Annotated in this window: 21 protein-coding genes; 6 read left to right on the forward strand and 15 right to left on the reverse strand. The window is 63.0% G+C overall.

Annotated features, from left to right (window positions below; translation table 11 throughout):
- Positions 1 to 71: 71 nt before the first annotated feature.
- Positions 72 to 353, forward strand: a complete 282-nt coding sequence (locus AC3WOY_RS05830) for a hypothetical protein (protein WP_492421675.1) — start codon at positions 72 to 74, stop codon at positions 351 to 353.
- A gap of 6 nt (positions 354 to 359) precedes the next feature.
- Here the strand turns inward: AC3WOY_RS05830 and AC3WOY_RS05835 are convergent, their stop codons facing one another.
- The 7 genes from AC3WOY_RS05835 to AC3WOY_RS05865 form a co-directional block, all read right to left on the reverse strand.
- On the reverse strand, positions 360 to 755 hold the full coding sequence (locus tag AC3WOY_RS05835) for a hypothetical protein (protein WP_492421677.1): 396 nt from the start codon (positions 753 to 755) through the stop codon (positions 360 to 362).
- A gap of 184 nt (positions 756 to 939) precedes the next feature.
- Positions 940 to 2,091 carry an AraC family transcriptional regulator gene (locus tag AC3WOY_RS05840; protein ID WP_492421679.1) on the reverse strand — a complete coding sequence of 384 codons (1,152 nt, stop codon included), beginning with the start codon at positions 2,089 to 2,091 and terminating at the stop codon, positions 940 to 942.
- 92 nt (positions 2,092 to 2,183) lie between these two features.
- Complete coding sequence (locus tag AC3WOY_RS05845) at positions 2,184 to 2,729, reverse strand: DUF2059 domain-containing protein (RefSeq protein ID WP_492421681.1); 546 nt, start codon at positions 2,727 to 2,729, stop codon at positions 2,184 to 2,186.
- A gap of 27 nt (positions 2,730 to 2,756) precedes the next feature.
- Positions 2,757 to 4,409 carry an OmpP1/FadL family transporter gene (locus AC3WOY_RS05850; protein ID WP_492421683.1) on the reverse strand — a complete coding sequence of 551 codons (1,653 nt, stop codon included), beginning with the start codon at positions 4,407 to 4,409 and terminating at the stop codon, positions 2,757 to 2,759.
- 15 nt (positions 4,410 to 4,424) lie between these two features.
- On the reverse strand, positions 4,425 to 5,420 hold the full coding sequence (locus tag AC3WOY_RS05855; protein ID WP_492421685.1) for a transporter: 996 nt from the start codon (positions 5,418 to 5,420) through the stop codon (positions 4,425 to 4,427).
- 47 nt (positions 5,421 to 5,467) lie between these two features.
- Positions 5,468 to 6,232 (reverse strand): C39 family peptidase, encoded by a 765-nt coding sequence (locus AC3WOY_RS05860; RefSeq protein WP_492421687.1) that lies wholly within the window; start codon positions 6,230 to 6,232, stop codon positions 5,468 to 5,470.
- 372 nt (positions 6,233 to 6,604) lie between these two features.
- Positions 6,605 to 9,406, reverse strand: a complete 2,802-nt coding sequence (locus AC3WOY_RS05865) for a winged helix-turn-helix domain-containing protein (RefSeq protein WP_492421689.1) — start codon at positions 9,404 to 9,406, stop codon at positions 6,605 to 6,607.
- Between the two features lie 564 nt (positions 9,407 to 9,970).
- On the opposite strand from AC3WOY_RS05865, the gene AC3WOY_RS05870 reads away from it, so the two are divergent.
- From AC3WOY_RS05870 to AC3WOY_RS05885, 4 genes are all read left to right on the forward strand, one after another.
- Entirely contained in the window at positions 9,971 to 10,474 is a 504-nt protein-coding gene (locus tag AC3WOY_RS05870) for a DUF6160 family protein (protein ID WP_492421691.1), read from the forward strand.
- A gap of 94 nt (positions 10,475 to 10,568) precedes the next feature.
- Complete coding sequence (locus AC3WOY_RS05875; RefSeq protein ID WP_492421693.1) at positions 10,569 to 11,345, forward strand: hypothetical protein; 777 nt, start codon at positions 10,569 to 10,571, stop codon at positions 11,343 to 11,345.
- A 1-nt stretch (position 11,346) separates the two neighbouring features.
- Positions 11,347 to 12,249, forward strand: a complete 903-nt coding sequence (locus AC3WOY_RS05880; RefSeq protein ID WP_492421695.1) for a DUF6160 family protein — start codon at positions 11,347 to 11,349, stop codon at positions 12,247 to 12,249.
- Between the two features lies 1 nt (position 12,250).
- A complete protein-coding gene (locus AC3WOY_RS05885; RefSeq protein WP_492421697.1) occupies positions 12,251 to 12,712 on the forward strand; it encodes a hypothetical protein in 462 nt (153 codons plus the stop codon).
- A gap of 20 nt (positions 12,713 to 12,732) precedes the next feature.
- Here AC3WOY_RS05885 and AC3WOY_RS05890 read toward each other — a convergent pair whose 3' ends face one another.
- On the reverse strand, positions 12,733 to 15,594 hold the full coding sequence (locus AC3WOY_RS05890; protein ID WP_492421699.1) for an EAL domain-containing protein: 2,862 nt from the start codon (positions 15,592 to 15,594) through the stop codon (positions 12,733 to 12,735).
- Between the two features lie 36 nt (positions 15,595 to 15,630).
- On the reverse strand, positions 15,631 to 16,086 hold the full coding sequence (locus AC3WOY_RS05895) for a chemotaxis protein CheW (RefSeq protein ID WP_492421701.1): 456 nt from the start codon (positions 16,084 to 16,086) through the stop codon (positions 15,631 to 15,633).
- 273 nt (positions 16,087 to 16,359) lie between these two features.
- Between AC3WOY_RS05895 and AC3WOY_RS05900 the strand changes: the two genes are divergently transcribed.
- Positions 16,360 to 18,633, forward strand: coding sequence for a sensor histidine kinase (locus tag AC3WOY_RS05900; protein WP_492421703.1), 2,274 nt, complete (start codon positions 16,360 to 16,362; stop codon positions 18,631 to 18,633).
- A 1-nt stretch (position 18,634) separates the two neighbouring features.
- Here AC3WOY_RS05900 and AC3WOY_RS05905 read toward each other — a convergent pair whose 3' ends face one another.
- From AC3WOY_RS05905 to AC3WOY_RS05930, 6 genes are all read right to left on the reverse strand, one after another.
- Positions 18,635 to 20,287: a hypothetical protein gene (locus AC3WOY_RS05905; RefSeq protein ID WP_492421705.1), complete on the reverse strand. Its 1,653-nt coding sequence runs from the start codon at positions 20,285 to 20,287 to the stop codon at positions 18,635 to 18,637.
- A 3-nt stretch (positions 20,288 to 20,290) separates the two neighbouring features.
- Positions 20,291 to 21,703 carry a glycosyltransferase family 2 protein gene (locus tag AC3WOY_RS05910; protein WP_492421707.1) on the reverse strand — a complete coding sequence of 471 codons (1,413 nt, stop codon included), beginning with the start codon at positions 21,701 to 21,703 and terminating at the stop codon, positions 20,291 to 20,293.
- Positions 21,700 to 22,752, reverse strand: coding sequence for a HEAT repeat domain-containing protein (locus AC3WOY_RS05915; protein ID WP_492421709.1), 1,053 nt, complete (start codon positions 22,750 to 22,752; stop codon positions 21,700 to 21,702). The genes AC3WOY_RS05910 and AC3WOY_RS05915 overlap by 4 nt, the downstream gene beginning before the upstream one ends.
- Entirely contained in the window at positions 22,730 to 23,464 is a 735-nt protein-coding gene (locus AC3WOY_RS05920; protein ID WP_492421711.1) for a YaiO family outer membrane beta-barrel protein, read from the reverse strand. The genes AC3WOY_RS05915 and AC3WOY_RS05920 overlap by 23 nt, the downstream gene beginning before the upstream one ends.
- A complete protein-coding gene (locus AC3WOY_RS05925) occupies positions 23,461 to 23,856 on the reverse strand; it encodes a response regulator transcription factor (protein ID WP_492421713.1) in 396 nt (131 codons plus the stop codon). Before AC3WOY_RS05925 ends, AC3WOY_RS05920 begins: the two co-directional genes overlap by 4 nt.
- Positions 23,857 to 23,955: 99 nt before the next feature.
- The gene (locus tag AC3WOY_RS05930; RefSeq protein ID WP_492421715.1) at positions 23,956 to 24,432 is read right to left on the reverse strand and encodes a DM13 domain-containing protein; all 477 of its coding nucleotides are present in this window, start codon (positions 24,430 to 24,432) and stop codon (positions 23,956 to 23,958) included.
- Positions 24,433 to 24,630: the final 198 nt, after the last annotated feature.

The raw sequence follows: 24,630 nt of genomic DNA on the forward strand, positions 1-24,630 counted from the left end.
GGCATTTGATTTCATCGCGCCGCTGAAGTCCTATACTCCGCTCCGTTGCTATTCAGGAACGGAGTTCAGGCATGACCCTCACTGCGGATTTCAGGACCGCCCACGGAGCAGTGCTCCGCAATGCAAGTCCGGCCGATGCAAGCACCGCACCGCAGGAAGAGTACGGTGACGTGCTCGTCCATCGCGACATCCTGCCTCGCATCGAAACACGCATCTTCACCGTCTTCCCCGAACGCACCGCCCGCGTGAACGCGGAACTGCGCGATTCCTTCCGCCGCAAGATGTGCCTCATCGGCATGTGCGCGCCGACCTCCGTTTTCCTCGCGCTGGCCGCCTGGTACCTGACGCTCTGACAGGCGCTACTGCCTGCCGATGCGCACCATGACGGGAAAGCTTCCCCTGTCGGGATAGTCAGGAGGCGGCAGATAGCGGAAGGACGAAAACCCGGCCGCGAAACAGCGCGCCGCCGCATGGGCGGGGCGCACCACGACGTCCCGAGCGACGCCTTCCGGATCAATTTCAGCAACCAGGACAAACGGTTTCGAATCCTGCTTCGATAGCGGCCGGCATTTGCGCATCGTGCGCGCGAAATGACTGCCCGCCTCGCGCATCATCTGCGCCGGATAGGGATGGAAACGTTCGTCTTCTTCCGCAGCCTTCGCAAGCGCCACGCGCTCGTCGAAGATGACCACTGCGGGAGAGGCTGCAATGGCGGACGTCGCGAGAAGGGAGAACAACAGGATGGCTGGTTTCATGGCCGTACGCCGGGGCTTCCGGTGAAGCGACGAGTCGCATTACATCCTCCACCTTAGTACGGCATTGAAAAAATATCTGTAAGCAAGGGTAACGCCCTCGCAGATAACAATCTTTCAATGAAAAAAAACACCTCCGCAAGCTTGGTGCTGCGGAGGCGCAAATAGCCACAACGCCTGGGGTAAATCAGTTCGGTTTGAATTGAGCGAACGGCTCGAAGCTGTCCGTCCGCCGGAATGGCATCACCGGCGCGAGCGATCCTGCGTGCGGCAAGACGAACTCCGGAGCGGCGGACCGCTGCTGCACTTCCTTCGGCGAACGCCCGAACCAGCGCCGGCATGCACGGCAGAACGCGCTGGGATCGGAGAAGCCGAGCTGGAAGCTGAGCTTCTTGAGCGACAGGTCGCCCTTCCGGAGGTATTGATAGGCCATCTCACGCCGCGTGTCGTCCACCAGCTGCGTGAAATTGGTGCCCTCCTCCGCCAGCCTGCGCTGCAATGTGCGCTCGCTCATCATCAGCCGCTTCGCCACTTCCTCCCGCAGGGGCTCGCCATGCGCCAGCATGCCGGCGAGCAGGCCCTGCACACGCGTGCTGAACGTGTTGTCCGCCTGCGGCGCCTTCTCCAGCTTGGCCAGCATGCGCAGCGTCCAGTTGCGCTGCGCCTGTGCCAGGTCCGCCAGCATGCGCAGCGCCCAGTCGGCCGCCATCGGGTTTTCGGTGCTGATCGGCACGGACAGGTCGGCGTCGTCGAACTGCATGGTGTTGGTCTGCATGCCGAATTGCACCGCGCAGCCGAAGGCATCCACATAGGGCAGCACATCCGCCGGCTGCGGGAAGGCGTAGCTGACCTGCACCGGCTTCAGATCGTCGCGCCCCGCCGCCGCACGCAAGGTGCGCAGCACCAGGCACCACACGAAGTCGTAATGCTGCTGCGGCACGCGACGCTGTCCGCCCGGAAGATGCAGGCTGACGCGCGTGCTGCCGCCGCCCTGCTCGATCGTGCTGTGCACCGTGGGCGACACCAGCGGCGTGTACCGCACCAGGTTTTCGATGGCCGTCTTCACATCCGGCGACGCGCGCATGATGTGCCCCATCAGGCCGGAGCGGTCCAGCGGCTGCGGCAGCGCCGCCTTCACGCCGAGCAGCGGGTCGCCGCAGGCCTGCGTCGCCATTTCCCACAGATGGCTCAGCTTGTCCGAGAGCGTGAGCGCGTCGTCCGCCATGCACTCCGACTCCTCGAGCCCCGCCTGCCGAAAGAATGCGTCCACATCGAGACCACGCGCTGCCAGGCGTGCCTTGATACCCCGTACCAGATCGATCGCCGACGAATATGTCATGTTGCTCCCCTTGTTCTTGTCTCGTTCACTCTGCCGGCCCGGCTGCGCGCGACGCCGGGGCCGCTTCCCCTGCTTGGTGCATCGCCCATGCCTCAGGGCGTGATGGCGGTGCGCAAGCGCGCGCTGATGCGCTGGCGGAAGTCGTCCAGCTTGGGATCGATGACCGGGCGCGATTCGGCGGCGACTTTTTCGCCGAGCGCCTTTTGCATTTCCGGCACCAGTTCCTCAAAACGCTTCTTGACCGGCGACTCGAGGATGGCAATGATCTGGCGCAGTTCGTCTTCGGTGAATTTTTCGGCCAGCATCGGCACCACCGTACTTGGGATCAGTTTCTGCGCGCTGGCGCGCACGACCGGGCCGTTCTCGTCGAGGAACTTCTTCGCTTCCGTCGCGACTTCGCGCATCGTCGCATCGCGGCGCTCGGTCGGCACGCGTCCCTGGATCACGGCGCGCGCCTGGCCCACCGCGTCGGTGACCGGTTCCTGCAGCATCGACTGCGCCAGGATGTCGACCTGCCAGAGCTGCAGCACGCGCTGCACCAGTTCCTGCTTCGCCGGAGGAATCGGCTTGTGCGCCCCGGCGGCGTTTGCGGCACTGGCGGCAACGATGAGGGTGATGGCAATCGCGGATTTGATCATGGTGTGTCTCCTGTCAGTAAGAGTGTTCTAGAAGCGTTTGGTGATGGTGACGCCGAAATAGCGGACCCGTATCCCGCCCGTCACGTCCAGCCCGGCGTACGGGTTGTAGACGATGTTGAAGAACTTGTCGCAGTTCATGTTGCAGCTGCCGTTTGCCGGCACGTGGTAATCGCCGGTCATGTAGCTTGCGGCGACGCTGATATCCATCTCCTTGTTGACCTTGTAGTTGGCGCCGATGCTGTAGAGCTTGGTGTCCGGCAGCGGCGCCACCAGGTCAATCTTGTCTTTCGGGATCGAACTCTTGCGCGGTTCATAACCGAGGCGCAGCGTCAGCTTTTCGCTCACTTTCGCCTGCATGCCGTAGCCGAAGTGCAGCGTGTTCTTGTAGCCGCGCGGCAGTGCGAGCCGGGTCGAGTCCGGCACGCCGAACAGGCGCGCCATTTCGAGCAGCTTGATGCTCTGGTCGAACTCCAGGGTCAGCGCATCCCAGCTCTTCCAGTTGGCGTAGTTGGCGTCGACGTTGAACTGCAGGCGCGGCGTGGGCTTGAACTTGAAACCGAGCTGCAGGCGGTGCGGGAAAGGAATCGTCGCGCTGACGTTGCCTTTCTGCTCCTCCGGGATGGTCTGCGGCAAGCCGAGGACGCCGGCCGCGATCGGGCCCAGCAGGCTCGAGTGCATGCCTTCCACGAAGCGGCGCAGCATCGGCTCGGCGCGGAAGGTGTACTGGCCGGACACCTTGGTCTTCGATCCCCCCTGGTACACCACGCCGAGGCCGAACCAGTCCAGCGGTTCCCACAGCAGCCCGATGTTGATCGTCGGATCGACGTGCGCCGTCATGTTCAGGTCGATGCTGGCCGCCTTCTTGAACGGATTGATGCGCCCCTCCTCGCCGCCGCCACACAGGCCGAAGGTAAAGGTATCGACGATGTTGCCGCCGTTCTCCGGACACCAGCCCTCCTGCACCTTGCCGACGATGCCCAGCAGTTCGTTCGGCATGCGCATGTCGGTGTTGAGGATGAAGGCCTGGTGCGCCAGCGGGACGGAAGCGCCGATGCTGAGCGTGTCCGACACCTTGTAGCCGACGGCGGGCGCCGCAAAGACAAGGCGTTGCAGGTGCATCACCTTGCCGGAGAAGCGGCCGGGATCGTCCGGATCCTTGGTGCGATCCGAGCTCATTGCCTGGCTGATGTAATTGCCGATGGCGAAGGTGAACGGCGATCCTTCCTTGTTGTAGGCAATCCCCAGCCCGGGAAGGACCACGCCCGGCAAGCGCCAGCCGGGAAGGCCGATACCCGGGATGTAGACCCGCTGGTTCATCTCCCCGGTCGAGGTGCCGTTGAGCGGATCGTCGCGGAAGCCGCCGATGCTGAAGTCGGCTCCCTGCCGGAACGACGCCGGTGCGCGCAACGATACCGCACCGAACGAGTGGGAGTGCACCTCGCCCGTGATCCGCGTCAATCCTGCAGGATTGAAATGGATCGAATCGGTCCCCGGCGGGTCGGCCGTCACCGCATTGCCGAGCGACATGGCGGTGGGGCTGGTCAGCAGGTTATCCGTCAGCGCCGCATGGGCCGGCGGCAGCGCGCTCGACAGCAGCAGGCCGGCCAGCGGAAGCAACTTCGTCCGGTTCTGCAGCAGCCGCGTCCGGTATCGCCTGTGTTTGCTCGGACAGGTCATCATCGCGTGTCCGCCCTATCAGAACGACAGCGGCATGCTGATGCCAAGGGTGAAGTCGGGCGAGTCGTTCGTCAGGCCGATGCCGGCGGTGATGTTGAGCGTGGTCTTCGGCGATACACGGTAGCCGATGCCCAGGTTCAGCATGCCCGAAGTCTGCGTCTTGGTCTTGGCGCTGGTGCCGTCGCGGAAGTAAAGCTTGGTGCCGCGCGAGATCGATTCCTGGATCGAGATCGACGTCGAGATGCCGTACGACAGCGCATAGGCGAAGCCAAGACCGAAGCCGATGCTCGGTCCGGGCTCGACGCGGGTCAATACGCGCGAACCGCGGATCTGCGCAAGGTCCTTGGCCGCGCCGCTGTAGGTGAAGTTAAGCGAACCGAACAGTGCAACCGGATCGACGATGTGGTTGACGTTCACGCCCGCACTCAGCGAAGGCACGCCAGATCCGGTGGCGAGGTCCTGGTTCGCATCGACCTTGAACGGGCTCTTGCCCGTGGGCAGGCGCAGGTTGCTGGTGAGGGTGAGGTTCGGACGGCCGCGCTTGGCCTCGAACGGCTGGAAACGTGCGCCGACGCCGATGTCGCCCAGCGAGTGCGAGAAGCCGTCGAAGGAGGGGTTCTCGGAATACTTGCTCACCAGCGGCAGGCTCACGCTGGCGGTCAGGTTGTCGCGCACGCCGTAGTCCACCGAAATAGTGTTGGTGATCTGGTGGGCGCTGTCGTTGTTGATCTCGAACAGCGTGAGCTGGCCGGAGCTGATGTCGGCGTTGATGCGCTCCTGGCCGACATAGGAATAGTTCAATTCATAGTTGGCGGCGATCTTGCCGCGCTTGATCAGCGAATACTGCTTGTCGACGGCGGTGAGCGTCTGCTTGAGCAGTGTGGACTGGTCGGTATCCCCTTCCTGCTTTTTCAATGCATCGCGCGCGGCGGCGCTGTCGGCCCCGCCTTGCTGCGCATACGCAGGCAGCATCAGCGCAGCAGCAATGAAACCCAGCAATGGACGAATTCTCATGACGACTCCCTTTGTTTAGTTGTATTGACGGCGTTGCGGAACGGCGGTCAGTTCCTGCGCAGGTACACGCCACCGGCACCTGAGTTGAGCGCGCGTTCCATCAGGTACGCATTGCCCAGCGGTTGAAGGCTTGCCTGGTCCCGGACGCGATCCATGTCGAATACGCCGAGTTCCCGGTCGGACAGCGCAAGTTTTCCAAGCGCCGGCCGGTTCTTCTGGGGGTAAAGGACGAACAGGGTGTTGCGGTCCCAGAGCGACGCAAATTCGTCGACTTCGAGGACGATGTTTCCGGCGGACGGATCGGCGAGGTACACCAGCCCGTCGCGGATTCCGCGGAACACCACGAAATGCTTGAAGCCTGCGTAATCGATCGGCACGATGGCCGGATGCTCGAGCGTCATGAGGTCCTTGACCTCGGCGCGGAAGCCGCCGCTTTCGATGCCGAGCGATGCGACATAGCGTTTCATGTCGAGCAGGGAGAAACCGCGGCGTTCGATGATCTTTTCCTTCTCGCCGCGTTCGAGCATGCCTTCCATCGCCTGCTGCTCGTTGACGTCGAGGCCGAGGTGGTTGACCAGCAGCGTGACCAGTGCGGCCGAGCCGCAGCTGTAGTCGTAGGCCTGCTTGACGATGTTCTGGAACTTGAGCTGGGAGTGCGGCTCGATCTTCACCGGCTCGGTGATCGGCGCACCGCCGACGATGGACTGCGGCAGTTCGAACTGTCCCTCCGGACGGTCCTTCACCTCGAACCGTTCCGCGGCACCTGCCTGGGCAATGCCGAACGCGACCGCGCCAAGCAAGATCACGAACATATGTTGATCCCCTTCATGTCTTCTCCTCGAATGGATGATGCTGGCGTCGCGATGTCCCTCGCGATCGGCCGAAAACCCGCCGGCGCTGCATCTGAAAACTTATTTTTTTGACAGCTTGCCGAGTGGCTTTAAATGTACGAGCGAACAGGTGGAGGAGAGGTCGTCCGATTGGACGATTCTTGATTGCGCAGCATCAAGTTTGTCGCTCTTGAGACAAGAACTTTCATGTTGCCGAGATGCATTTCTGCTCGCGCATGATTCAACGAATTGCCTGCGGGCGAGCAACAAGGCGGGTCCGCTGCATGCTGCAGCGCATTGGTGGGAAAGCCGGAGAAAGATGCTGCGGCAGACATCCGCCGCAGCCGGGAAATGTCAGGCAATGACGCCCAGCCGGCGTGCGATGGAGATCGCTTCCGTCCGGTTGTGCGCGCCAAGCTTGATATTAATATTGCGCAGGTGCGTCTTGATGGTGGTGATGGAGACGAACAGTTTTTCTGCGATCGCCTGGTTGCCGTACCCTTTTGCAAGCAGCAGCAGGACATCCAGTTCGCGCTCCGTCAGCTCGCTGCCTCCGGGATTCACCGCGCAATCGGGGATCGGCGCGCTGCTCCCCGATGGTCGTACCGTTTGCATGCGGGCGCGATGCAGGACGCGCTCAGCGAAACTGCGTAATGCATTGTTGTCCTGTCCGGATGACTCCTGCATGCCGTCCAGCATCTCCTTCACCAGTGCAAGCAAGGCAGAACCCTCGTCCTTGAAGACCCGCACGAAACCCTCTTCCATCGCATCCTGCATGGTTTCGCGCAGGGTGCGCAATGCGGGGTTGCGCTGGCCGGCAAGTGACAGGGCCAGTGCATACAACACCTTCACGCGCAGCGCATACCGCATGCGTCCGCGCGCATAGGCCTCCTGCAAGTGTTCCTTCAGCAGCGGAAGCACCGCCGCGGCCTGCCCCGTATGGATCTGGATGCGGGCAGCGCACAGCGCCGGGCTTTCAATGTCGGTGGCGATCATCTGCATGTCGCGGCGCTGCCACGACGGCGCCCCTCCCACCAGCGCGAACGTCGATCGGGCTTCCTCGATGTCGCCTTGCAGGATGGCGGCGCGAGCCAGCTCCAGCCGCGCGGCATCCACCACGCGCGGCAGGCGTCGCTGCATGCCGGACTGCTCCAGCTCCAGCAGGACCTGCAGCGCATCGTTGGCATTGCCTTCCAGCCGGAGGATGCGGGCATAGATGACATGGCTGGCAATCAGCTGGTCCGGGATTCCCGCATCCTTGACCAAAGGCAGAAAGAGCTTGAGCAGGCGTTTGGCCTCCACCAGCGAATCCATCTCGTACAGCACTTCGGCGAGGTACAGGCTGGCGAACCCGCTGTCCGCACCGTCGCGCGGCGGCAAGTCCTCGGCGGCGAGTCCAAGAAGCACGCCCATGCGCGATGCGCTGCACCGCAACTGCCGCTGCGATTCGTCGCCGATCAGTGCCAGCAGGCGGGCACAGGCTGCGCGCAGGTTGCCCTGGACCAGGTCCAGCATGCCGCGCACATAGCCGGCGACAGCAATGCTGAACAAGGGCCCCACCGCAGGATGTTCCTGCGTCGCCTGGTCGAGCAGCACGCGTGCCTCGCGGTAACGGCTGGTGGTCGCGTAATAATAGGCGCAGCCGATCATGAGCATGCTGCGCAGCAGCGGTTCCCGCGCGGCGCTGCCGAGGATGCCGGGGTCGTCCCACATCGGCGCCGTTTCTTCGGCGCGGTCCAGCATCATCAGGCTGAATGTGCGCAGCACGTGGTACGTCGAATGGGAGACGGGCGAGCTTCCGTCGTCGGCCGTCACCGTTTCCAGCAGGTTCAGCGCCTCCTCGCTCCTGTTGATATGCAGCAGCGACCAGCAATAGACGGAAATCAGGTGCGGATAGGCGACGAGGTCGCGCCGGTCGAGTGCGTCGAACCAGCGTGCCAGCAACCGTACGCGTCCTTGCAGGAACAGCGGTTGCGCATGGCGGTCGAGGAGTTCCAGCACATATCCGGTGTCTCCCGATGCGATGGCATGGTCGATCGCATGCGTCGGCCGGTTCTGGCCGATATACCAGGCGGCAGCGCGCCGGTGCAGCACGGCCGCGAGACCGGGGTACTCGCGCTCGAGATGGGCGCGGAGGAAATCGGCGAACAACGGATGGTAGCTGAACCAGGTGTGCTGCTCGTCGAGCGGCGTCATGAACATGTTGGAACGCTCGATTTCCTGCAGCAGCGCCCTGCCATCTTCGCGTCCCGTCACTGCATTGCAGCTGTCGGCGCAGAATTTCTGCAGCACACTGGTCTGCAGGATGAAATCCTGCAGGTGCCGCGGCTTCTTCGACAGCACATCCTCCGCAAGGTAGGAGGCAATCGAAGTGTGCGAACCCGAGAAGGTCTGGATGATCCTGCGCGGGTCCTCGCTGCCTTCCAGCGCAAGCGAGGCCAGCCAGAGGGCGGCGGCCCAGCCGTCGGTAATGTCATGCAGCTTCTCTACCTCGTGATCGTCCAGCCGCAGCCCTCGCTTGTCACGCAGGAAGATCGCTGTCTCCTCCAGGCTGAAGCGCAATTGCGCCGCGTCGATCTCCAGCAGATGCTGGCGCGCGCGCAAGCGGCCGACGGACAGCGCGGTCTGCACGCGAGAACCGATCACCAGCCGTTGCTGCGGTCCGAGCATGTCGATCAGCTGCTGGACGATGGCAAGAACGGCGGGATTCTGGAGGTGTTCGAATTCGTCGAAGATCAGGGTGAACGGCAATGGCGTCGATGCCAGCGCGTCGGCCAGCTCGAAGGCCCCGTCCTGCCGCAGGCGCGAATCGAAGAGACCGCGCACCGTCGTGAATCCGCGGTTCATCTGTGCAAACGCTTGCGCGAGGCATGACATGAAGCGCTCGAGGTCGTTGTCGCCGGCATCCAGCGTCAGCCAGGCAGCGGCACCGCCATCCTGCCGGCACTCATCGTGGATGCGCCTCAGCAAGGTCGTGATGCCGAAGCCCGCCGGCGCCTGTACGAGCACCAGCTTCGCCCCGGCTGCCTGGCGGATGCGCTCCATCACCCGCTCCCGCGCCAGGCAGGCGTCGCCCGTCGCCGGCGGCCGGAATTTGGTTGGATGGGAACGCAGGACCGCCGGACGTTCCAGCACCTGATAAGGAATAGCAGCCAATCAAGTTACCCGCAAAAGTGAAAGCATCAGGAAATGCAGCACGCCCGCATTGAAGCCCTGTGCATGTGCCTCAAGGGAATCAAGAGGTTACATAAGATTGTCATTGGAACAATAGAGTGCACACTCTAAAAAGATCGGTCGAACAGTGGTTGTGCGGAGCAGCATGCTGCTCCGTCGAGCGGCATCAAACTGGCTTTCGAAAAAAATTTTCCAGCCAACGACATCGCCACACCATCGCATTCGCGTAGTTGCATGAAGGCGCTGTGCACACCGCACATTCTTTCGACCCGGAAATGCATTCCCTGGTGATGGCTTTCGAGGCCAACGATTTGGCTCGTCCAGTCACAGCGGCGGTCCCCGTTGTCAACAGGGGCTGACCTAATATGAAGGCTCTTAGTATTGCTGAAATATTAAGAGCTGTACGACACGGTTCCAGCGTCCGGCGTGCGGGCAAAGCGCACACCGAACAGTACTCGGTGTTTCCACAAGAAACATGGAACCGGCGTTCGCGGCAGGGGAAGAAAAACTCTTTTTTACACCACGTTATCTATTTGGAGACTATATATGAAACTGTTCAAGAAGACCGCAATCGCCGCTGTTCTGTCCGGCCTGTCCATGGCTGCTTCTGCAATGACCCCGATCGCTGACGAAGGCCTGAGCCAGGTCGCCGGCCAGGACGGTGTGTCCATCGCTGCCAGCCTGAACATCAACATCGGTTCGTTCACCTACACCGATACGGACGCTGCAGGCGGTTCGATCAGCTTCAACAACATCGGCGTTCGCGGCCTGATCGCCGGCACCCTGGACATCATCAACCAGGCTTCCTTCGAAGGCATCCTGACCGCTTCCGGCGTGACCTTCCCGACCAGCTTCTATAACGGCGGCGACGTCGTACAGATGGCTGTCCCGGCAGGCATCACCGTCCCGACCGCGGCACTGGTTGACGTGACCGTCGGTTCCATCCGCATGGGTGGCCATGCTGCCGGCGTGACCGGTCCGTCCTTCGGTTCGATCGCCATGACCGACATCGACCTGCGCGGCACGCAAGTCTGGATGTGGGCTCACTAATCCAGGCAGTTACTGGAACCCCTTCCTAGCTTGGCTGGCAACCCCCGGCGCACGCCGGGGGTTTTCTCTCCTGTTCCTTCGTTCGAGAACAAGCATGATCCGTGTCTGCCTTGCGGCGCTGGGCGCTGCAGTCACCTTGCATGCCGGAACGGCGCATGCGCAGTTGCGCGCGCTGTCCGAGCAGGAACTGTCCACCCACCATGGGCAGGGCTTCCTGGTGCTGAACAACAGCAGCTACGGCGGTTACGATTTCACGCGCATCGCGCTGGGCGCGGACGTGACGCTGAACGCCAACTTCCGTAATATCCGCCTTGGCGAATACAACTATGCACCGCGCAACGGCAGCGGCGCCGACCTCGATATTCCGGCGCTCCAGTTCGGTCGCAGCGACGGCACCGAGGCGCAGCGCCTGGTGCAGATTACCAATCCCTATTTCGAATTCGTCTATCGCAACGCCGGCAATGCGGCGACCCGCGAAGTGGTCGGCATGCGCTTCGGCTTTGAAAGCATTGCCGGCGACATCGGCATGACGCTGTCCACGCTGAGCGGATCGATGCTGGTCGATGGCGGCGCCGCCGGTACGCTCGACTCCCGCACCGATGCCGGCGGCGGAAAACGCTGGGACGGTTCGTGCACCGCACCCTGCCTCAATTTTGCGCAGATGGGCGGCGTGCGCGCCGGCGACGCAAACGGCGCGAGCCGCGATTTCTGGATTTCCGCGCTCAAGTCCGCGGTCCAGTTCCAGGCGCCCGCAGGCATGGCGCAAGCGCCCGACCTCGCGCAGGCCGGCGTATGGCTCAACTGGCGAGATCGTCTGACTGCATTGACTACCACCGGTATGCCACCGCCCAACCTGCCGCCGGTGCGCTGACATGTTGAAACAAACGTCGTTCTTCTCTGGCCTTGCCTGCTGCGCATTCGCGATGGCGTGCGTCGCCGTGCCTGCCGGTGCGCAGGGATTGCAGCCGCTGTCCGACGATGTGCTGTCGTCAGTGCAAGGGCGGGATGGCGTGAGCTTCGACCTGTCTGGTTTCTCGATGTCCGGCGACGCCCGCCTCACTTATCACGCACCCGCGCCGTCCACGGCGAGTGCCTACATAGGCAGCTTCTACGCAACCCGCTCCGACGACCCTGCCAATCCGTTTGGCGATCCATACCGGCTCGACATCATCAAGGGCGCGCCCGGCATGGCGGACATCATTACCCTCGCCTTTCCGGAGAATGCCAACGGCGCGAAAAAGTGGCAGGCAGCCTATGACTGGGGTGTGAATGCCGACGGCATCGCCTTCGACGGCGGCAGCATGGTGCTCAAGGACGTCGCCTTTTACGGCGGCGGCCTCCAGTGGACGACGCCGCGCGTCAACGATGGCATCGCTTTCGGACTCGGCCTGCGTGTCGACGTCGGCAACATGCTGCTGCGCCCGCGCGGACGCGACGACATTTCGCAAGCAGAACCGGCCAGCGTGACGGAGCAGATGCATTTCCGCGGCCTGCGCATCGGGGCGGTCGACAGCAACGGCAATTTCCTCAATGCGCCTTGGCGCATTGCCGACGTCACGTCGCAGCCGGGCATCTTCAATGCCGTCACCGATGATGCCGGCAATTCACGCATGCGGATCGGCATCGACTGGCCGGATGCGAACGGCGCTGCGCTCGGCGGACTGCAGGTCGACAACCTGTCCTTCCGCAGCGACGCCACCGGCAACGTGGACCTCGGTTCGAGCCGGATCGGCTCGATGCAGATCCAGTACCTCGACATCAGATTCAAGCCCTGACATGCGCAGATTACTTTCCCTCATCCTGTCATTGCTGGTCATCTCCGGACATGCGCTCGCACAGCAGCCGCTGGACGATGCTGCACTGTCGGATGTGAGCGGCGCCGATGGCGTCAACTTTGCCATGCACCTGTCGCTCAACGATCCGACGCTGGCCAATCCCTCGGTCGACAGCAGGATCTCGATGGGATTCAATGTCGACGGCTGCACCACCCACATTGTGGTGCGCAACCTGCGCGGTGCTCTCGACGTCTTCGGGCTCTCGCTCGACGTAGAGAAGAAACCGGATGGGACGGATTACCTTGCCATCGGTCTTCCCGCGCACGTCAAGTACACCGATTTCGGCTTCGAATCGCTAAGCGTGCAGACCGATCCTGCCGCACCTGTGACCGAAAGCCTGGGCCGTCTGTCTGTCAATGGAACGATCAACATGCAGGGACAGCTACGGATGTGGGCGCACTGATGCCTGGCGCGTAAAAAGAATCAGACCGCAGCGTGCAGACGCTGCAACAGCAGCAATCCGTGGAACTCGCTGGCGGCGACCGGACGGCTGAACAGGTAGCCCTGCATGCTATGGCAGCCATTTTCGATCAGGAATCGCTGCTGGTCGCAGGTCTCGACACCCTCCGCCACGACACGCAGGCGCAGGCTGTTGCCCAGCGCAATGACGGCGCAGGTAATCGCGGTGCCGTTGGCATCGGTCCCGATATCGCGGGTGAAGGACTGGTCGATCTTCAGCTTGTCGATCGGGAATCGCTTCAGCTGCGAAAGGCTGGAATAGCCGGTGCCGAAGTCGTCGATGGAGAACTTTACGCCGAGCGCGCGCAGTTCACCCATCACCGCGACCACGCGCTCCGGCCGCTGCATGATCATGCTCTCCGTCAGTTCCAGTTCGAGGCAGTCCGGCGCCAGTCCTGTTTCTTCCAGCACCTGGCGTACCTGATTGGCAAAGTCGTCCTGCCGGAACTGGCGCGCCGACACGTTGACGGCCACCTGCAGGCCCGCAAAACCCTGCTCATGCCAGCACTTCGTCTGCCGGCACGCTTCGCGCAGCACCCACAGGCCGATTTCGATGATGTGGCCGGTCTCTTCCGCCACAGGAATGAAGCGTGCCGGCGAGATCATCCCCATTTGCGGGTGCAGCCAGCGCACCAGGACTTCCATGCCGGTGATGTTTCCCGTCGCCAGGTCAACCTGCGGCTGGTACACGAGATGGAACTCGTTCCGCCGCAATGCCAGGCGCAGGCTGCTTTCGATCTGCAGCCGTTCGACGGACGACTGGTTCATTTCCTCGCAGAAGAATTGGAAATTGCTTTCGCCGGTTTCCTTGGCATGGTGCAAGGCGACGTCGGTATGCTTGATGAGCACCCGGGTCGTTGCGCCGTCTTCCGGATAGATACCGATGCCGATGCAGGCGCTGATATTGATCTCATGCCCTTCCACGACGAAGGGGCGCGACAGTTCGCCCAGCACGCGCTCCGCCAGGACGGCTGCATCCTGCGGGTTGGACAGTTCTTCCATGATGATCACGAACTCGTCGCCGATGTGACGCGTCACGGTATCGGCGCCGCGCATGACGCCATTCAACCGTTCCGCGACCGCCACGAGCAGCCGGTCGCCGATGTGATGCCCGAGCACCTCGTTGATGTGCGCGAGGCGATCCAGGTCGATGGCCAGCAGGGCGACATGGTTGCCGTCACGTTCGGCCATCTTCAGGGCATGGTCGAGACGGTCGTACAGGAAGGCGCGGTTGGGCAGTCCTGTCATGACGTCGTACATCGACAGGCGTTCGATCTCGTTCTGTGCGGCCTTGGCCTGCGAGACGTCGCTGAAGATGCCGATGAAGTTCGCTGTCACACCGGCACTATCGGGCACGCGAGTTATCGTCAGCTGTTCGACGTACAGTTCCCCGCATTTGCGCCTGTTCCACATCTCGCCGCTCCAGGAGCCTTCTTCGGCGATCGTCTTCCACATCGTCCGGTAGAACTGCGGGTCCTGCCGTCCGGAACGGAGGATGGCGTGCGTCTTGCCGACGACTTCCGACTCGGTGTAGCCGGTAATGCTGCAGAACGCCTGGTTGACCTTGAGGATGCGGCCCGAGGGATCGGTGATCGAGATGCCCTGCGTACTGTTTTCGAAGACCTTGGCCGACAGGCGCAATTCGTCTTCGGCGCGCTTGCGTTCGCTGATGTCGGTATAGGTGGTGATGAAGCCGGTCAGTTCGCCGTTGACCAGCATCGGCTTCCCCGAGACGAGATGCGTCTTGCCGTTGGGCCGCGTGCGTTCGAACTGGTGCGGCTGGAACTGCATCGCCAGTTCGTGGAAACGGGCAACATGGGTTTCCGGATCGCCCTCGCCGTATTCGCCGCGCTGTGCGGGAACGCGGACCAGGTCATCGAAGAACGCGCCGTCGTGCACGATCTCTTTCGGCAGGCCGAGAACATCGACCATGCCGGCATTCCAGTGGCGCAGTCTCAGCGTTTCGTCGAACACGCTGATGCCTTGCGGCAGATGCTCGAGGACGGCCCTGATCGAAGCGGATTCCCGCGCCAGCGCCGTCCTTGCCGACTTCTCGCTGGTGACGTCAATGTACACCGTCACGAATCCGCCGCCCGGCAGCGGCTGGCCCCGGATCTCGACCACGGTGCCGTCGGGACGCGTGCGCTGCAGGACGTGTGGCTCGCCGCGCCTGACCAGGCTCAGGCGTTCGCGCACCTGTTCCTCAGGATCGCCCGGGCCGTATTCGCCACGCTGCGCATTGAAGCGGAATATCTTTTCCAGCGGCGTGCTTTCGCCCTCGAACAGCGCCGGCGGGACGTCGAGGATCGAGCGCGCGAGGGAGTTGGCGAGCACGATATTCAGGTCGGCATCGATCAGCGAGATGCCGCAGGGGATGTTGTCCATGACCGTCTGCAGTGCATTGCCCAGTCGCTTGCGTTCGCTGATGTCGACCATGATGCCCTGCAGGCTCACAGGACGACCGTCATGCATCTCGACGCTGATCAGGTCCTTGAGCCAGACCACGCGCCCGTCGCTGGCGAGCATGCGGTATTCGAAGCAGCGGTTGGCGGCATGGGTCGTCCAGGACACGCAGTGCTCGATAGCCAGCGCGCGGTCGTCGGGATGCAGATGCGACTCCCAGAATCCGTCGGCCAGCCATTCTTCCTGTGCGTAGCCGAGGATACGGCCTGCCTGTTCGCTCACGAAGGTAAAGCGGAAGGTGTGCGGGTCGGCCTCCCAGACGATGCCGTCGATGCTGTTGACAAGTTTCTCGAAGCGCCGGCGTGCGCTTTCCGTGGCCTCATCCACTGCCTTTCGTACTTCGCTTGATGTGCGTGTCAGCATGGATGGCTTCCGGTTGCGTTGATCTGTTTGCCGTCGTTACGCCGCGGCGGCGAGGACTTCGTCGATGGCAAGCAGCATCACCGAATGCGGGCCGAACGTGCCGAGCCCGATCAGGTAGTGACTCTTCAACCCGCCCCTGGCGCGCGGCGCCGGCGTGACGCGTCCCGGGTCGATGCGATGAACGTCCGATATCCCGTCCACCACGACCCCCATGGTGCGGCCATCTATGTTGAGCACGATGACACTGGTCGATTCGTCGAATACCGCATCGCCAAGCGAGAAGTGCTTGCGCATGTCGACGATGGGCACCCTGATGCCACGCAGGTTGGCGACGCCGCCTTCGAGATCAAGCTCATGCGCTTCCTGGGCGAACGCAGTGAAGCCGCGAATCTCCTGCACGCGCTGCATGTCGATCCCATACTCGTCGCTGCCCAGCATGAAGGCGAGCACTTCGTCCGGCGGGGGACGCTTGTCGGTCGTTGTCTTCTTCATCAGAATTGACCCATGTCAAAGTTGCTTTCCGTAGGACAGCAACTTACGTGCCATACAGAAAATTGCCGGTTTGATGCGGGATCGCACGATAGTGCCGCACGCCATTCCCGAGAACGGGAAGATCGGCGTTCCTGCTTGCGGGAACAGCGTCCTGCGCCACGCGCCTGTTTTGTTGACTGGAAGGCAATTATCTGCCGCTGTCGTGTGGCGAGGTATGCTACCCTCGTGCAACCCGTGGACGGCACTCGAAGACCGTTCCGTTGCAACATGTCCATGCAAATGAATATCAAGGCCTATTTCCCCAGCCGCGGTATCGGCGGCTACCTCGCCGTCGCCTTTTCGGCGCTGTCGATCCTGCTCACCGTGATCCTCGTCGAAGTGATCGGCCTGACGGCGACCACCCAGGTCAAGTCGAACATCGGCGGCAGCCTGGCGGAACTCGCCCTGCAAACATCCGACAAGCTGGACCGCGGCATGTACGAACGCTATCGCGAAGTACAGTTGATGGCGCAGCGGCAGGACCTGACATCGCCGGACAACAGTGCCGAAGACAAGCGCATGGTGCTCGACGCACGGCAGGAGACGTACCACTATTACGCCTGGATCGGCCTGGTCGATCCGAACGGCAAGGTCATGGTTGCCACACGCAAGATGCTGGAAGGTGCGGACGTTTCCCAGCGTCCGTGGTTCCGCAACGCGCTCAACGGCGTCAACGTCGGCGATGTGCATGAGGCCGTGCTGCTGGCGAAGCTGCTGCCGAATCCGTCGAACGAGCCGAAGCGTTTTGTCGACGTCGCCTTCCCCTACGCGGACAAGAACGGCAAGATCCAGGGTGTGCTCGGCGTGCATCTTTCGTGGCAGTGGGCACGCGAAGTCGAGCAATCGGTCATGGAGCCGATCGCGGCCCGCCGCAAGGTGGAGGCCATGATCGTGAATACGGATGGCACCGTCCTGTTGGGTCCGTCCGGATTGCAGGGAAAAAAGCTGGACCGGCAAAGCGTCCTCGCTGCGCGCAATGGCGGCAACGGCTTCGTGGTGGAAGAATGGCACGACGGCCGCAAGTACCTGGTCGGATACAGCAAGGGAAAGGGCTACAGTTCCTATCCTGGCCTGGGATGGACGGTACTCGTGCGGCAGAACGTGGAGGATGCCTACGAGCCCGTACGCCGCATCCAGCGCACCGTGCTGGGAAGCGGCATGGGGCTGGCGCTGCTGTTCTCCCTGCTTGGACTGATTGCCGCCCGGCGCATCAGCCTGCCCATGCAGGAACTGGCCGAAGCGGCGCAACGCGTCCAGCGCCGCGAGTCGATGGAAATCCCCGTTTCCCATGCAGCGTATGCGGAAGTGCGGACGCTGACCGGTTCCCTCAATGCCTTGCTGTCCAACCTCCTGCAGAAGGAGAGCGACCTGAAGGAGTTGAACCTGACGCTCGAACGGCGCGTCGAGCAGCGCACGCGCGAACTCGAACAGGCGCTCGCACAGGTCAAAGCCAATGAACGGCGCATCCAGACCATTATCGACAGTGCGCAGGATGCGTTCATCGCCGTCGACCTGAACGGCCGCATTACGGACTGGAACGCGGCTGCCGTTCGCATGTTCGGCTGGCAGCCTGCCGAAGCCATCGGCCGCCCGCTGGTCGAGCTGGTGGTCCCGGAGCGATTCCGGGAAAGCGTTGCGAATGCAATGCTCGCGTTCAATGAAACCGGGGTGATCGGACTGCTCGACCGCCGGCTGGAGCGCGTCGTCGTCAACCGCAAGGGCGAGGAAATCCAGGTCGAAGTGACCATCGGCCTGGCCGGCAGCGGCGACACGTATTTCTTCAGCGCCTTCCTGCACGACATTTCGGAACGCAAGAAAGTGGAGCGCATGAAGAACGAGTTCATCTCCACCGTCTCGCATGAGCTGCGCACGCCGATGACGTCGATCCGCGCCTCGCTTGCCATGCTGGCGGACGGATTTGCAGGCGAACTTCCGCCCGATACGCGCGAGCTGATCGACATCGCGCATGTGAGCTGCGAGCGCCTGGTGCGGCTGGTGAACGACGTGCTGGATATCGAGAAGATCGAATCCGGCAACATGGAGTTCGACATGCGGCCGCATGCGCTGGGTCCGCTCGTCGAGGAAGCGGTCGATGCGGTGCGCGGCAGCGCCGGCCAGATGGGCGTCGGCATCGAGGTGGAATGCGATGCGGGCGAGGTGCTGGTGAACGCGGACCACGACCGCATGATCCAGGTCCTGGTCAACCTGCTGTCCAACGCGATCAAGTTTTCGCCATCCGGCGCGACGGTGACGCTGCGGGTGGAAACCGTTCAGGAGAAGGTACGGCTGTCGGTCATCGACCGTGGCCCCGGGATTCCAGCTGAGTTCAGGGATCGCATCTTCCAGAAGTTCGCGCAGGCGGACTCCACCGACTCGCGGCAGAAAGGCGGCACCGGACTTGGATTGAGCATCTGCAAGAGCATCGTGGAGGAGCACGGCGGCGGCATCGGCTTTATCTCCGAACCGGGACAGGGGGCGACGTTTACGGTGGAATTGCCGGCGGCCTGACCTACTTCAGCTCGTGCAATGCGACGCCTCCAAACGAAGGCCAGGCAGAGAAATAGGATTCGAGCGCCGGCAGCAGCGCGACGAGCCGCGCCGGGTCGCGGTGGAATGAGGTTGCGGAGCCATCGAATACCACCGCCGACTCCAGCCGGAAGGCCGGCCCATGCGGATTGCCGCGCGGCTCCTTCAGCAGTACAAATACCGGCGTCTGTTCCACATTGACCAGCCACAGCTCCCCTTCAGACGCACGCACGTAACGGCGCTGCTGCTCCGCCTCCACCGGCCCGGCTTCGAGCGCGATGCGCACGGTCTTGCGATGGGCCGTGCCCCAATCGAGGAAAGGCACCGCAAAGCGGCGGATCTGTTCGGGATCTGTGCGGTAATTCATGACGGTCAGTCCGCTTGCCGCTACCGCGAGTCCTTTCATCAGTTCCGCTTTCTCGACCCACCAGAACGGCACGACAAACTCGAGCGGCATTCCTTGCGCAGCGCCACGCAGGGCGCGGGCGAGGGAAAGGTAGTGCCTGTCCAGCGCCCGCGCGGAGAGCTCGTATCCCGGCAGCAGGTAATGCTCGATGTCGAACTGCATGCCTGCGAGGCGCGCATCCGCGCCGACGCCGGCGTTGTACGCCGCATAGGCGCGTGCCCGCATCACGGTCTTTGCGTGCTCCCCCGGCAGAACCATGCGGGGATCGCCATCGACGCTCCAGACCGCGATCCCGGCGGTCCTTGCAAGACGCACGAAGGCGGAAAGCCGTTGCGGCTCAATGACTGCATCGCCGGATACCGGCACGGAAACGAAGAATGCCCGCACTCCCCGTTCCTGCGCACGCGCCACGACATCGCCGGGTTGCTCCGTCCACTGCCGGACATCCCACAACCATGCGGAGCGCGCCGCCGGTGACAAGGACTGCGGGACAAGGCTGAGGTCGGCCAGGTCGAGTTCGGCGGCATGCCGCGGGCAGGCAATCGAAAAGGAATGCCAGCGGGCACGGTCGAACCCGGCGCGCGGCAGTGTGAATTCGAATGTTTCCCTGCCCGGTTCGGCAGTCCCGAGACTGAGGGCGCTTTCTTTCCCCGCCTGCGCAGCATCCGCCACGGACAGGTCGAAACGGCCGCTGGCATTGCCCTGCAGCCGCAGCGTTGCCCGTGCCATCGGGAGATACCACCTGCCTGACAGGAGCACGCCGGCCGGCCGCGAGCCCGCGCGGCAGATCAGGCGCAGGCGGCCGTCCTCGATGCGTGCCTGCACCCGCTCTTCCACGCCGAACACGCGCACCTTCATGGCGGGCAACAGGTTCTCCTGCATGGGCATCGGCTGCGGGCGTTCGGGTGCAGGTTGTCCGCCAGCCGGGCTGACGCTGCCGATCACGAAGCGCCCGTCCCGTTCAGGCCCCTGCAGCAGGATGCGTTCTCCCAGGGATTCTGCCGTGGCGACCGGATGCACTGCCGCGACAGTGTCGGCCGCGACCGGCAGCTCGATGGCATCACAGCCTGGTTGCTTCGCCGCGCTGACGACAAGGCGCATGCGCGAGCCGTCCGGGCGCACAAGCTCCGCACCGGTTCCGCGCGTGTCCTGCGCTTCGGGACAAAGCTGGAGGGATGCCGCCTGTACGCCCGTCACCATGAACCAGAATCCGAAGAGTGCGGCGCGCATGGACTACACCTTGCGCTGCCAGTTTCCCTTGCGCGTCATTGCACCCCAGCTGGCTTCTCCCTCCGTCGCCCAGCGATACAGTCCGACGAGGCGCCACCAGCTGTTGATCTGGCGGTAGCCGAAATTTTCCAGCAGGACGATCAGGGCCAGCATCCCGAGGTGGCGCGGCTCCGGGTAGATGTGGAAAGACATTTCCTCCAGCAACAGGCCGGAGGCGGACAGCAGGATGCCGAGGCCGATGGCGACAAACAGGAAGACGGCGAATGCCTGCAACGAAATCCATCCGAAGGCGAACGCGAATGCCATGAAGATGTATCCCCCCAGTTCCACCAGCGGTCCCAGCCACTCGAACAACAGCATGAACGGAAAGGCTGCCCAGCCGGGCGTGCCGCCGTTGCGGCTGAACATGAGCCCCCAGTTGGCCGACAGGCTTTCCGACAGGCCGCGCTGCCAGCGGATGCGCTGGTTGCGCAGAGTCTTGCGGTCTTCCGGCGCTTCGGTCCAGCAGACCGGATCGGGCACGAATTCGATGCGGTACGGCTGTCGACGTGCGCGCAGCAGGCGGTGCATGCGGACGACGAGTTCCATGTCCTCGCCGATGGTCTTCGGGCGGTAGCCGCCCGCCTCGATCACGACTTCCTTGCGGAACAGGCCGAAGGCGCCGGAGATGATCAGCATGCCGTTCACCGTCGACCAACCCAGCCGGCCGAAGAGGAAGGCGCGCAAGTATTCGACTACCTGGAACAGCGCCCAGATATTGCCAGGCAAGCCTACCCGCGTGAGGAAGCCGCCGCTCACCTCGCAGCCGTTGGCCACGCGCACCGTGCCGCCGGTGGCCACGACCGTCGCATCATTGAGGAAGGGCTTGACCACGCGCTGCAGGCTGTCGCGCTGCAGGATCGAATCGGCATCGACGCCGCAGAACAGCGGATAGCGCGAGGCATTGATGCCGGCATTGAGCGAGTCGGCCTTGCCGCCGTTCACCTTGTCGATCACGCGCAGGTTTGGATAGCGGGTCGAACGGAAAATTCCATTGACCGGTTTCGTTTCCAGCTGGATGCGATATGCCTCGGGAAAGGGCTGCAGGTCGAACTCTTCCTTGAGCACCTCAAGCGTGCCGTCCTTCGAGCCGTCGTTGATGACGATGATCTCCAGTTCGGAATAGGCCAGCTGCAGCATGGAGCGCACCGAGGCGGCGATGGTCGCCTCTTCGTTGTACGCGGGAACGAGCAGGCTGATGGGCGGCTCCAGTCCGGAGTACGCCTGCGGCAGGTCGTCCAGGATGCGTTCCTGCTCCCTGCGGCGCAGGCTGGCGATCGACAGCAGGTTGAGTACGAGGTAACCGCCGTTCAGCAGGATGAAATACACCAGAATGAACCATGTGGTGAAATCGACGATAGCCTGGTGCAGGTTCATCCCGCCTCCCTTTCTGACAGCACATGCCTGAGCATGTCGGCGGCAAAGCGGTCGCCCGAAGCGGAAACCAGTGTCTCGACCTCGCCCGCCTGCATGAAAGGCAGGCCGACCAGCGCCTGCGCGGCGCGGTAACGCACCCACCACTGGGGATCGCCAAGCATGCCCTGCAGCCGTGCGATGTCGGAGCGGTCGCCGATACGGCCGAGCGCCTTGGATGCATGCACGCGCACGCGCCATTCGGGATGCGCAAGGCGCTGGCGCACGTCGTCGAGCAGGACGGGAGCCTGTGCCAGCCGCAAGGCGGCGATCACCAGCTCCGTGTCGTCGCCATGGAGCAGCGTCGCCAACTGGGCGGCGGGGATGGTCACGCGCAAGGCTTCGGCGAGGTGGAGCGCACGCACCAGGTACTCGGGTTCCAGTTGCATGAGGGTGTCGGACAGGTAGCGGGTGCAAGTGTCCTGCGCATCCTGCAGGATGTTCGCAACCTGCGACAGCGCCCAGTCTTCCCGCCGCAGCAGCACCGGCATCATTTCCCGCATCGCCTTGTCCGCATCGGCCTGCACCAGCGCCCAGAGCGCCTGCAAGGACGTGGCGCCATCCGGCTCGGCAGCCAGCTGCATGATGTCCTCCCAGGCCGACCTGTCACGCAAGTGCCCGGTCACCAGCACGCCGAGCAGGCGCTCGGCCCGGTTGCCGTCCCTCAGCAGTTCTCGTGCGATGCCGTCGCAGCCGAGCCTGTACCCCACCTCGTTCAGCGCCTCGCTGGCCTCGCCGCGTACCGACAGGTGCAAGTGCAGCCACAGCCTGAGGAATGGGAGGCGCTCCCTGTGCGGCAGTGACGGAAGCGTGTCGGGCGGCACATCGGCGAGTGCTGCCATCAGCAGCGGGCGCCATTTGGCAATGACGGACTTCTCGAGCCGTTCCCGGCGCCGCAACGCCATGCGCAGGTAAACGATCTGCGCGCCCAGCAGCAGGGTCAGGGCAAGCGCGCCCATGCCTGTCCAGAAGGCGGCCAGCAGGAAAGGATCAGAAAGCGAACTGAAGACCAAGGCTGATTCCGTTGCGGCTGTAAAAATCACCCTGGCGAGTGTGGCCGGCACTATAGTTCACCGCCCAATCGCGATTCAGCCAATGCCGTCCGACGACGGCGGCCGACCGCAGGCTGGTCAGCGTGACCGCGCCGGCAATGCTGGCGGCTTCCTTGCCGCCGGCGAGGATCACACCCACGGAATTCCGGTCCCCGTAGTAATAAGCGCCGCGCAGCTCGCCGCTGTGCGCGGTGCTGTCGAATGCCCGCGCCGGGCGCCATCCGATCGAAGCGCTGAACGAGGAGAAATAATGTTCCAGCATCAGCAGGCCCTGGTTGACCCGCTCGGCATCGTACTTCGTCGTCCTTGCGCCTGCATGCACCAGCCAGGCGGGCGCGAATTCGAACTGCAGCGCCGCCCCGGCGCCATGCCGCGCCAGCACGCGATGGGTGGAACTGGCATTGGCATCGAAGCTCGCCACCAGTTTCTCGCTGAACGGACGCGCATGGTTCACCGAAAATTGCCGGTCCTGCAGGCCGAAGCGCTCGGTGCGGGCGAAGGCCACGCCCGCGCTGTGCCGTGCCGCGTACTGATGCTGCAGCTGGACACTTGCCTCGCGCCAGTCGGGCGTGTTGTTGCCGATATGCTCGGCCCCCAGTGTCAGGCCGATGGTCGACTGGGCGTTCGCCGCAGCGGCAGCAGCCATCAGGATGGCGGCAAATCCTGCCCTCATGCCTTGTCCTTCAGGAAACGCCGCACCCGTGCAAGCAGTTCATTCGGCTGGAACGGCTTGACGATGTAATCGTTAGCGCCCGCATCCAGTGCGCGCACGATGTCGCGTTCCATGTTCTTCGCGGTGAGCATGACAATGGGAATGGTTTCCCATCCGGCCGTCGCGCGCATGATCCGCACCAATTCGAATCCGTCGATGTAGGGCAGCATCACATCGAGGAGGATCAGCGCGGGTCTTTCCTGCCCATCCTCCACCAGCTTGCGCGCAGTCATGCCGTCCGTGGCAACCAGCGTGCGCCAGCCCTGGCGTTCGAGCATGAACTTGAGGATCTGGGAAATGTGGTCGTCGTCTTCGACGACAAGAATAGGTGGTTTTGGCGGTAGGGCGCTCATGGTTGAAGGCATGAATGCTGGAATGCTGGAATGCTGGAACGCACATCTTACAGAAGTTCGGTCAGCATGGCTGCCGTGCTGCACGTCAATTTACTCGCCTCACCGGTATTTTGCGGCCGTGATGAACTGGCTGAACGATTCGCACCACACGATAACCGTGTTGTACGTACCCGGATCGACTTGGGCGGGCACCTGGACAATGAAGTTGTCGAAGGTCTTCACATCCCCCACGCGCACCATCTTCGGTTTCAGGCGCAGGAAATCTTCCTCCGTCTCGATGAACTCGGGCGAGAGATACAGCTTGTAGTCGGGCCCGGGCGCGATGCGTCCCTGCAGCGAGATCCTGTTTCGCCCGACGAACACCGTCCCCTCACCCCAGTGCAAGGCATCGCTGTCCTTGAGGTCGCGGCGGAACTGCCCTTTGTATTCCGCGCCGTCGGCGGCTGCTCCGACCTCCGCAGCGCCCGGCGCCGGTGGCGCGGTCAGGATGGGCAGGACATAGATGCCTCCGGCAAAGCCGGCAAATGCCGCTGCGGCATGGGTGGCAACGAGCAGGAGGCGTTTTTTGTTGTTCATGTCGGGGATTCCTGAAAGCTGTCCGCGAACGAAACCGGCAACGCGGGCGGCGCACGTTTTGCCACCATATTAGTCCAAGGTCAGCGTCAGGTATATCGGCATCGATATGTAAATTAGCTACTTTCCCCCACTTGAAATTGTAGTTATCGCATGATCTAATGGCGATTATATGTAATTTTACTACATTTTTACTCCAAT

The sequence above is a fragment of the Noviherbaspirillum sp. FW303-A3 genome (genome assembly GCF_058788695.1).

Excerpts from the sequence above, each read along its gene's own strand:
- AC3WOY_RS05830 (WP_492421675.1), top strand. The coding sequence starts at position 72 with ATGACCCTCACTGCGGATTTCAGGACCGCCCACGGAGCAGTGCTCCGC.
- AC3WOY_RS05835 (WP_492421677.1), bottom strand. The coding sequence starts at position 755 with ATGAAACCAGCCATCCTGTTGTTCTCCCTTCTCGCGACGTCCGCCATT.
- AC3WOY_RS05840 (WP_492421679.1), bottom strand. The coding sequence starts at position 2,091 with ATGACATATTCGTCGGCGATCGATCTGGTACGGGGTATCAAGGCACGC.
- AC3WOY_RS05845 (WP_492421681.1), bottom strand. The coding sequence starts at position 2,729 with ATGATCAAATCCGCGATTGCCATCACCCTCATCGTTGCCGCCAGTGCC.
- AC3WOY_RS05850 (WP_492421683.1), bottom strand. The coding sequence starts at position 4,409 with ATGATGACCTGTCCGAGCAAACACAGGCGATACCGGACGCGGCTGCTG.
- AC3WOY_RS05855 (WP_492421685.1), bottom strand. The coding sequence starts at position 5,420 with ATGAGAATTCGTCCATTGCTGGGTTTCATTGCTGCTGCGCTGATGCTG.
- AC3WOY_RS05860 (WP_492421687.1), bottom strand. The coding sequence starts at position 6,232 with ATGTTCGTGATCTTGCTTGGCGCGGTCGCGTTCGGCATTGCCCAGGCA.
- AC3WOY_RS05870 (WP_492421691.1), top strand. The coding sequence starts at position 9,971 with ATGAAACTGTTCAAGAAGACCGCAATCGCCGCTGTTCTGTCCGGCCTG.
- AC3WOY_RS05875 (WP_492421693.1), top strand. The coding sequence starts at position 10,569 with ATGATCCGTGTCTGCCTTGCGGCGCTGGGCGCTGCAGTCACCTTGCAT.
- AC3WOY_RS05880 (WP_492421695.1), top strand. The coding sequence starts at position 11,347 with ATGTTGAAACAAACGTCGTTCTTCTCTGGCCTTGCCTGCTGCGCATTC.
- AC3WOY_RS05885 (WP_492421697.1), top strand. The coding sequence starts at position 12,251 with ATGCGCAGATTACTTTCCCTCATCCTGTCATTGCTGGTCATCTCCGGA.
- AC3WOY_RS05890 (WP_492421699.1), bottom strand. The coding sequence starts at position 15,594 with ATGCTGACACGCACATCAAGCGAAGTACGAAAGGCAGTGGATGAGGCC.
- AC3WOY_RS05895 (WP_492421701.1), bottom strand. The coding sequence starts at position 16,086 with ATGAAGAAGACAACGACCGACAAGCGTCCCCCGCCGGACGAAGTGCTC.
- AC3WOY_RS05900 (WP_492421703.1), top strand. The coding sequence starts at position 16,360 with ATGCAAATGAATATCAAGGCCTATTTCCCCAGCCGCGGTATCGGCGGC.
- AC3WOY_RS05905 (WP_492421705.1), bottom strand. The coding sequence starts at position 20,287 with ATGCGCGCCGCACTCTTCGGATTCTGGTTCATGGTGACGGGCGTACAG.
- AC3WOY_RS05910 (WP_492421707.1), bottom strand. The coding sequence starts at position 21,703 with ATGAACCTGCACCAGGCTATCGTCGATTTCACCACATGGTTCATTCTG.
- AC3WOY_RS05920 (WP_492421711.1), bottom strand. The coding sequence starts at position 23,464 with ATGAGGGCAGGATTTGCCGCCATCCTGATGGCTGCTGCCGCTGCGGCG.
- AC3WOY_RS05925 (WP_492421713.1), bottom strand. The coding sequence starts at position 23,856 with ATGAGCGCCCTACCGCCAAAACCACCTATTCTTGTCGTCGAAGACGAC.
- AC3WOY_RS05930 (WP_492421715.1), bottom strand. The coding sequence starts at position 24,432 with ATGAACAACAAAAAACGCCTCCTGCTCGTTGCCACCCATGCCGCAGCG.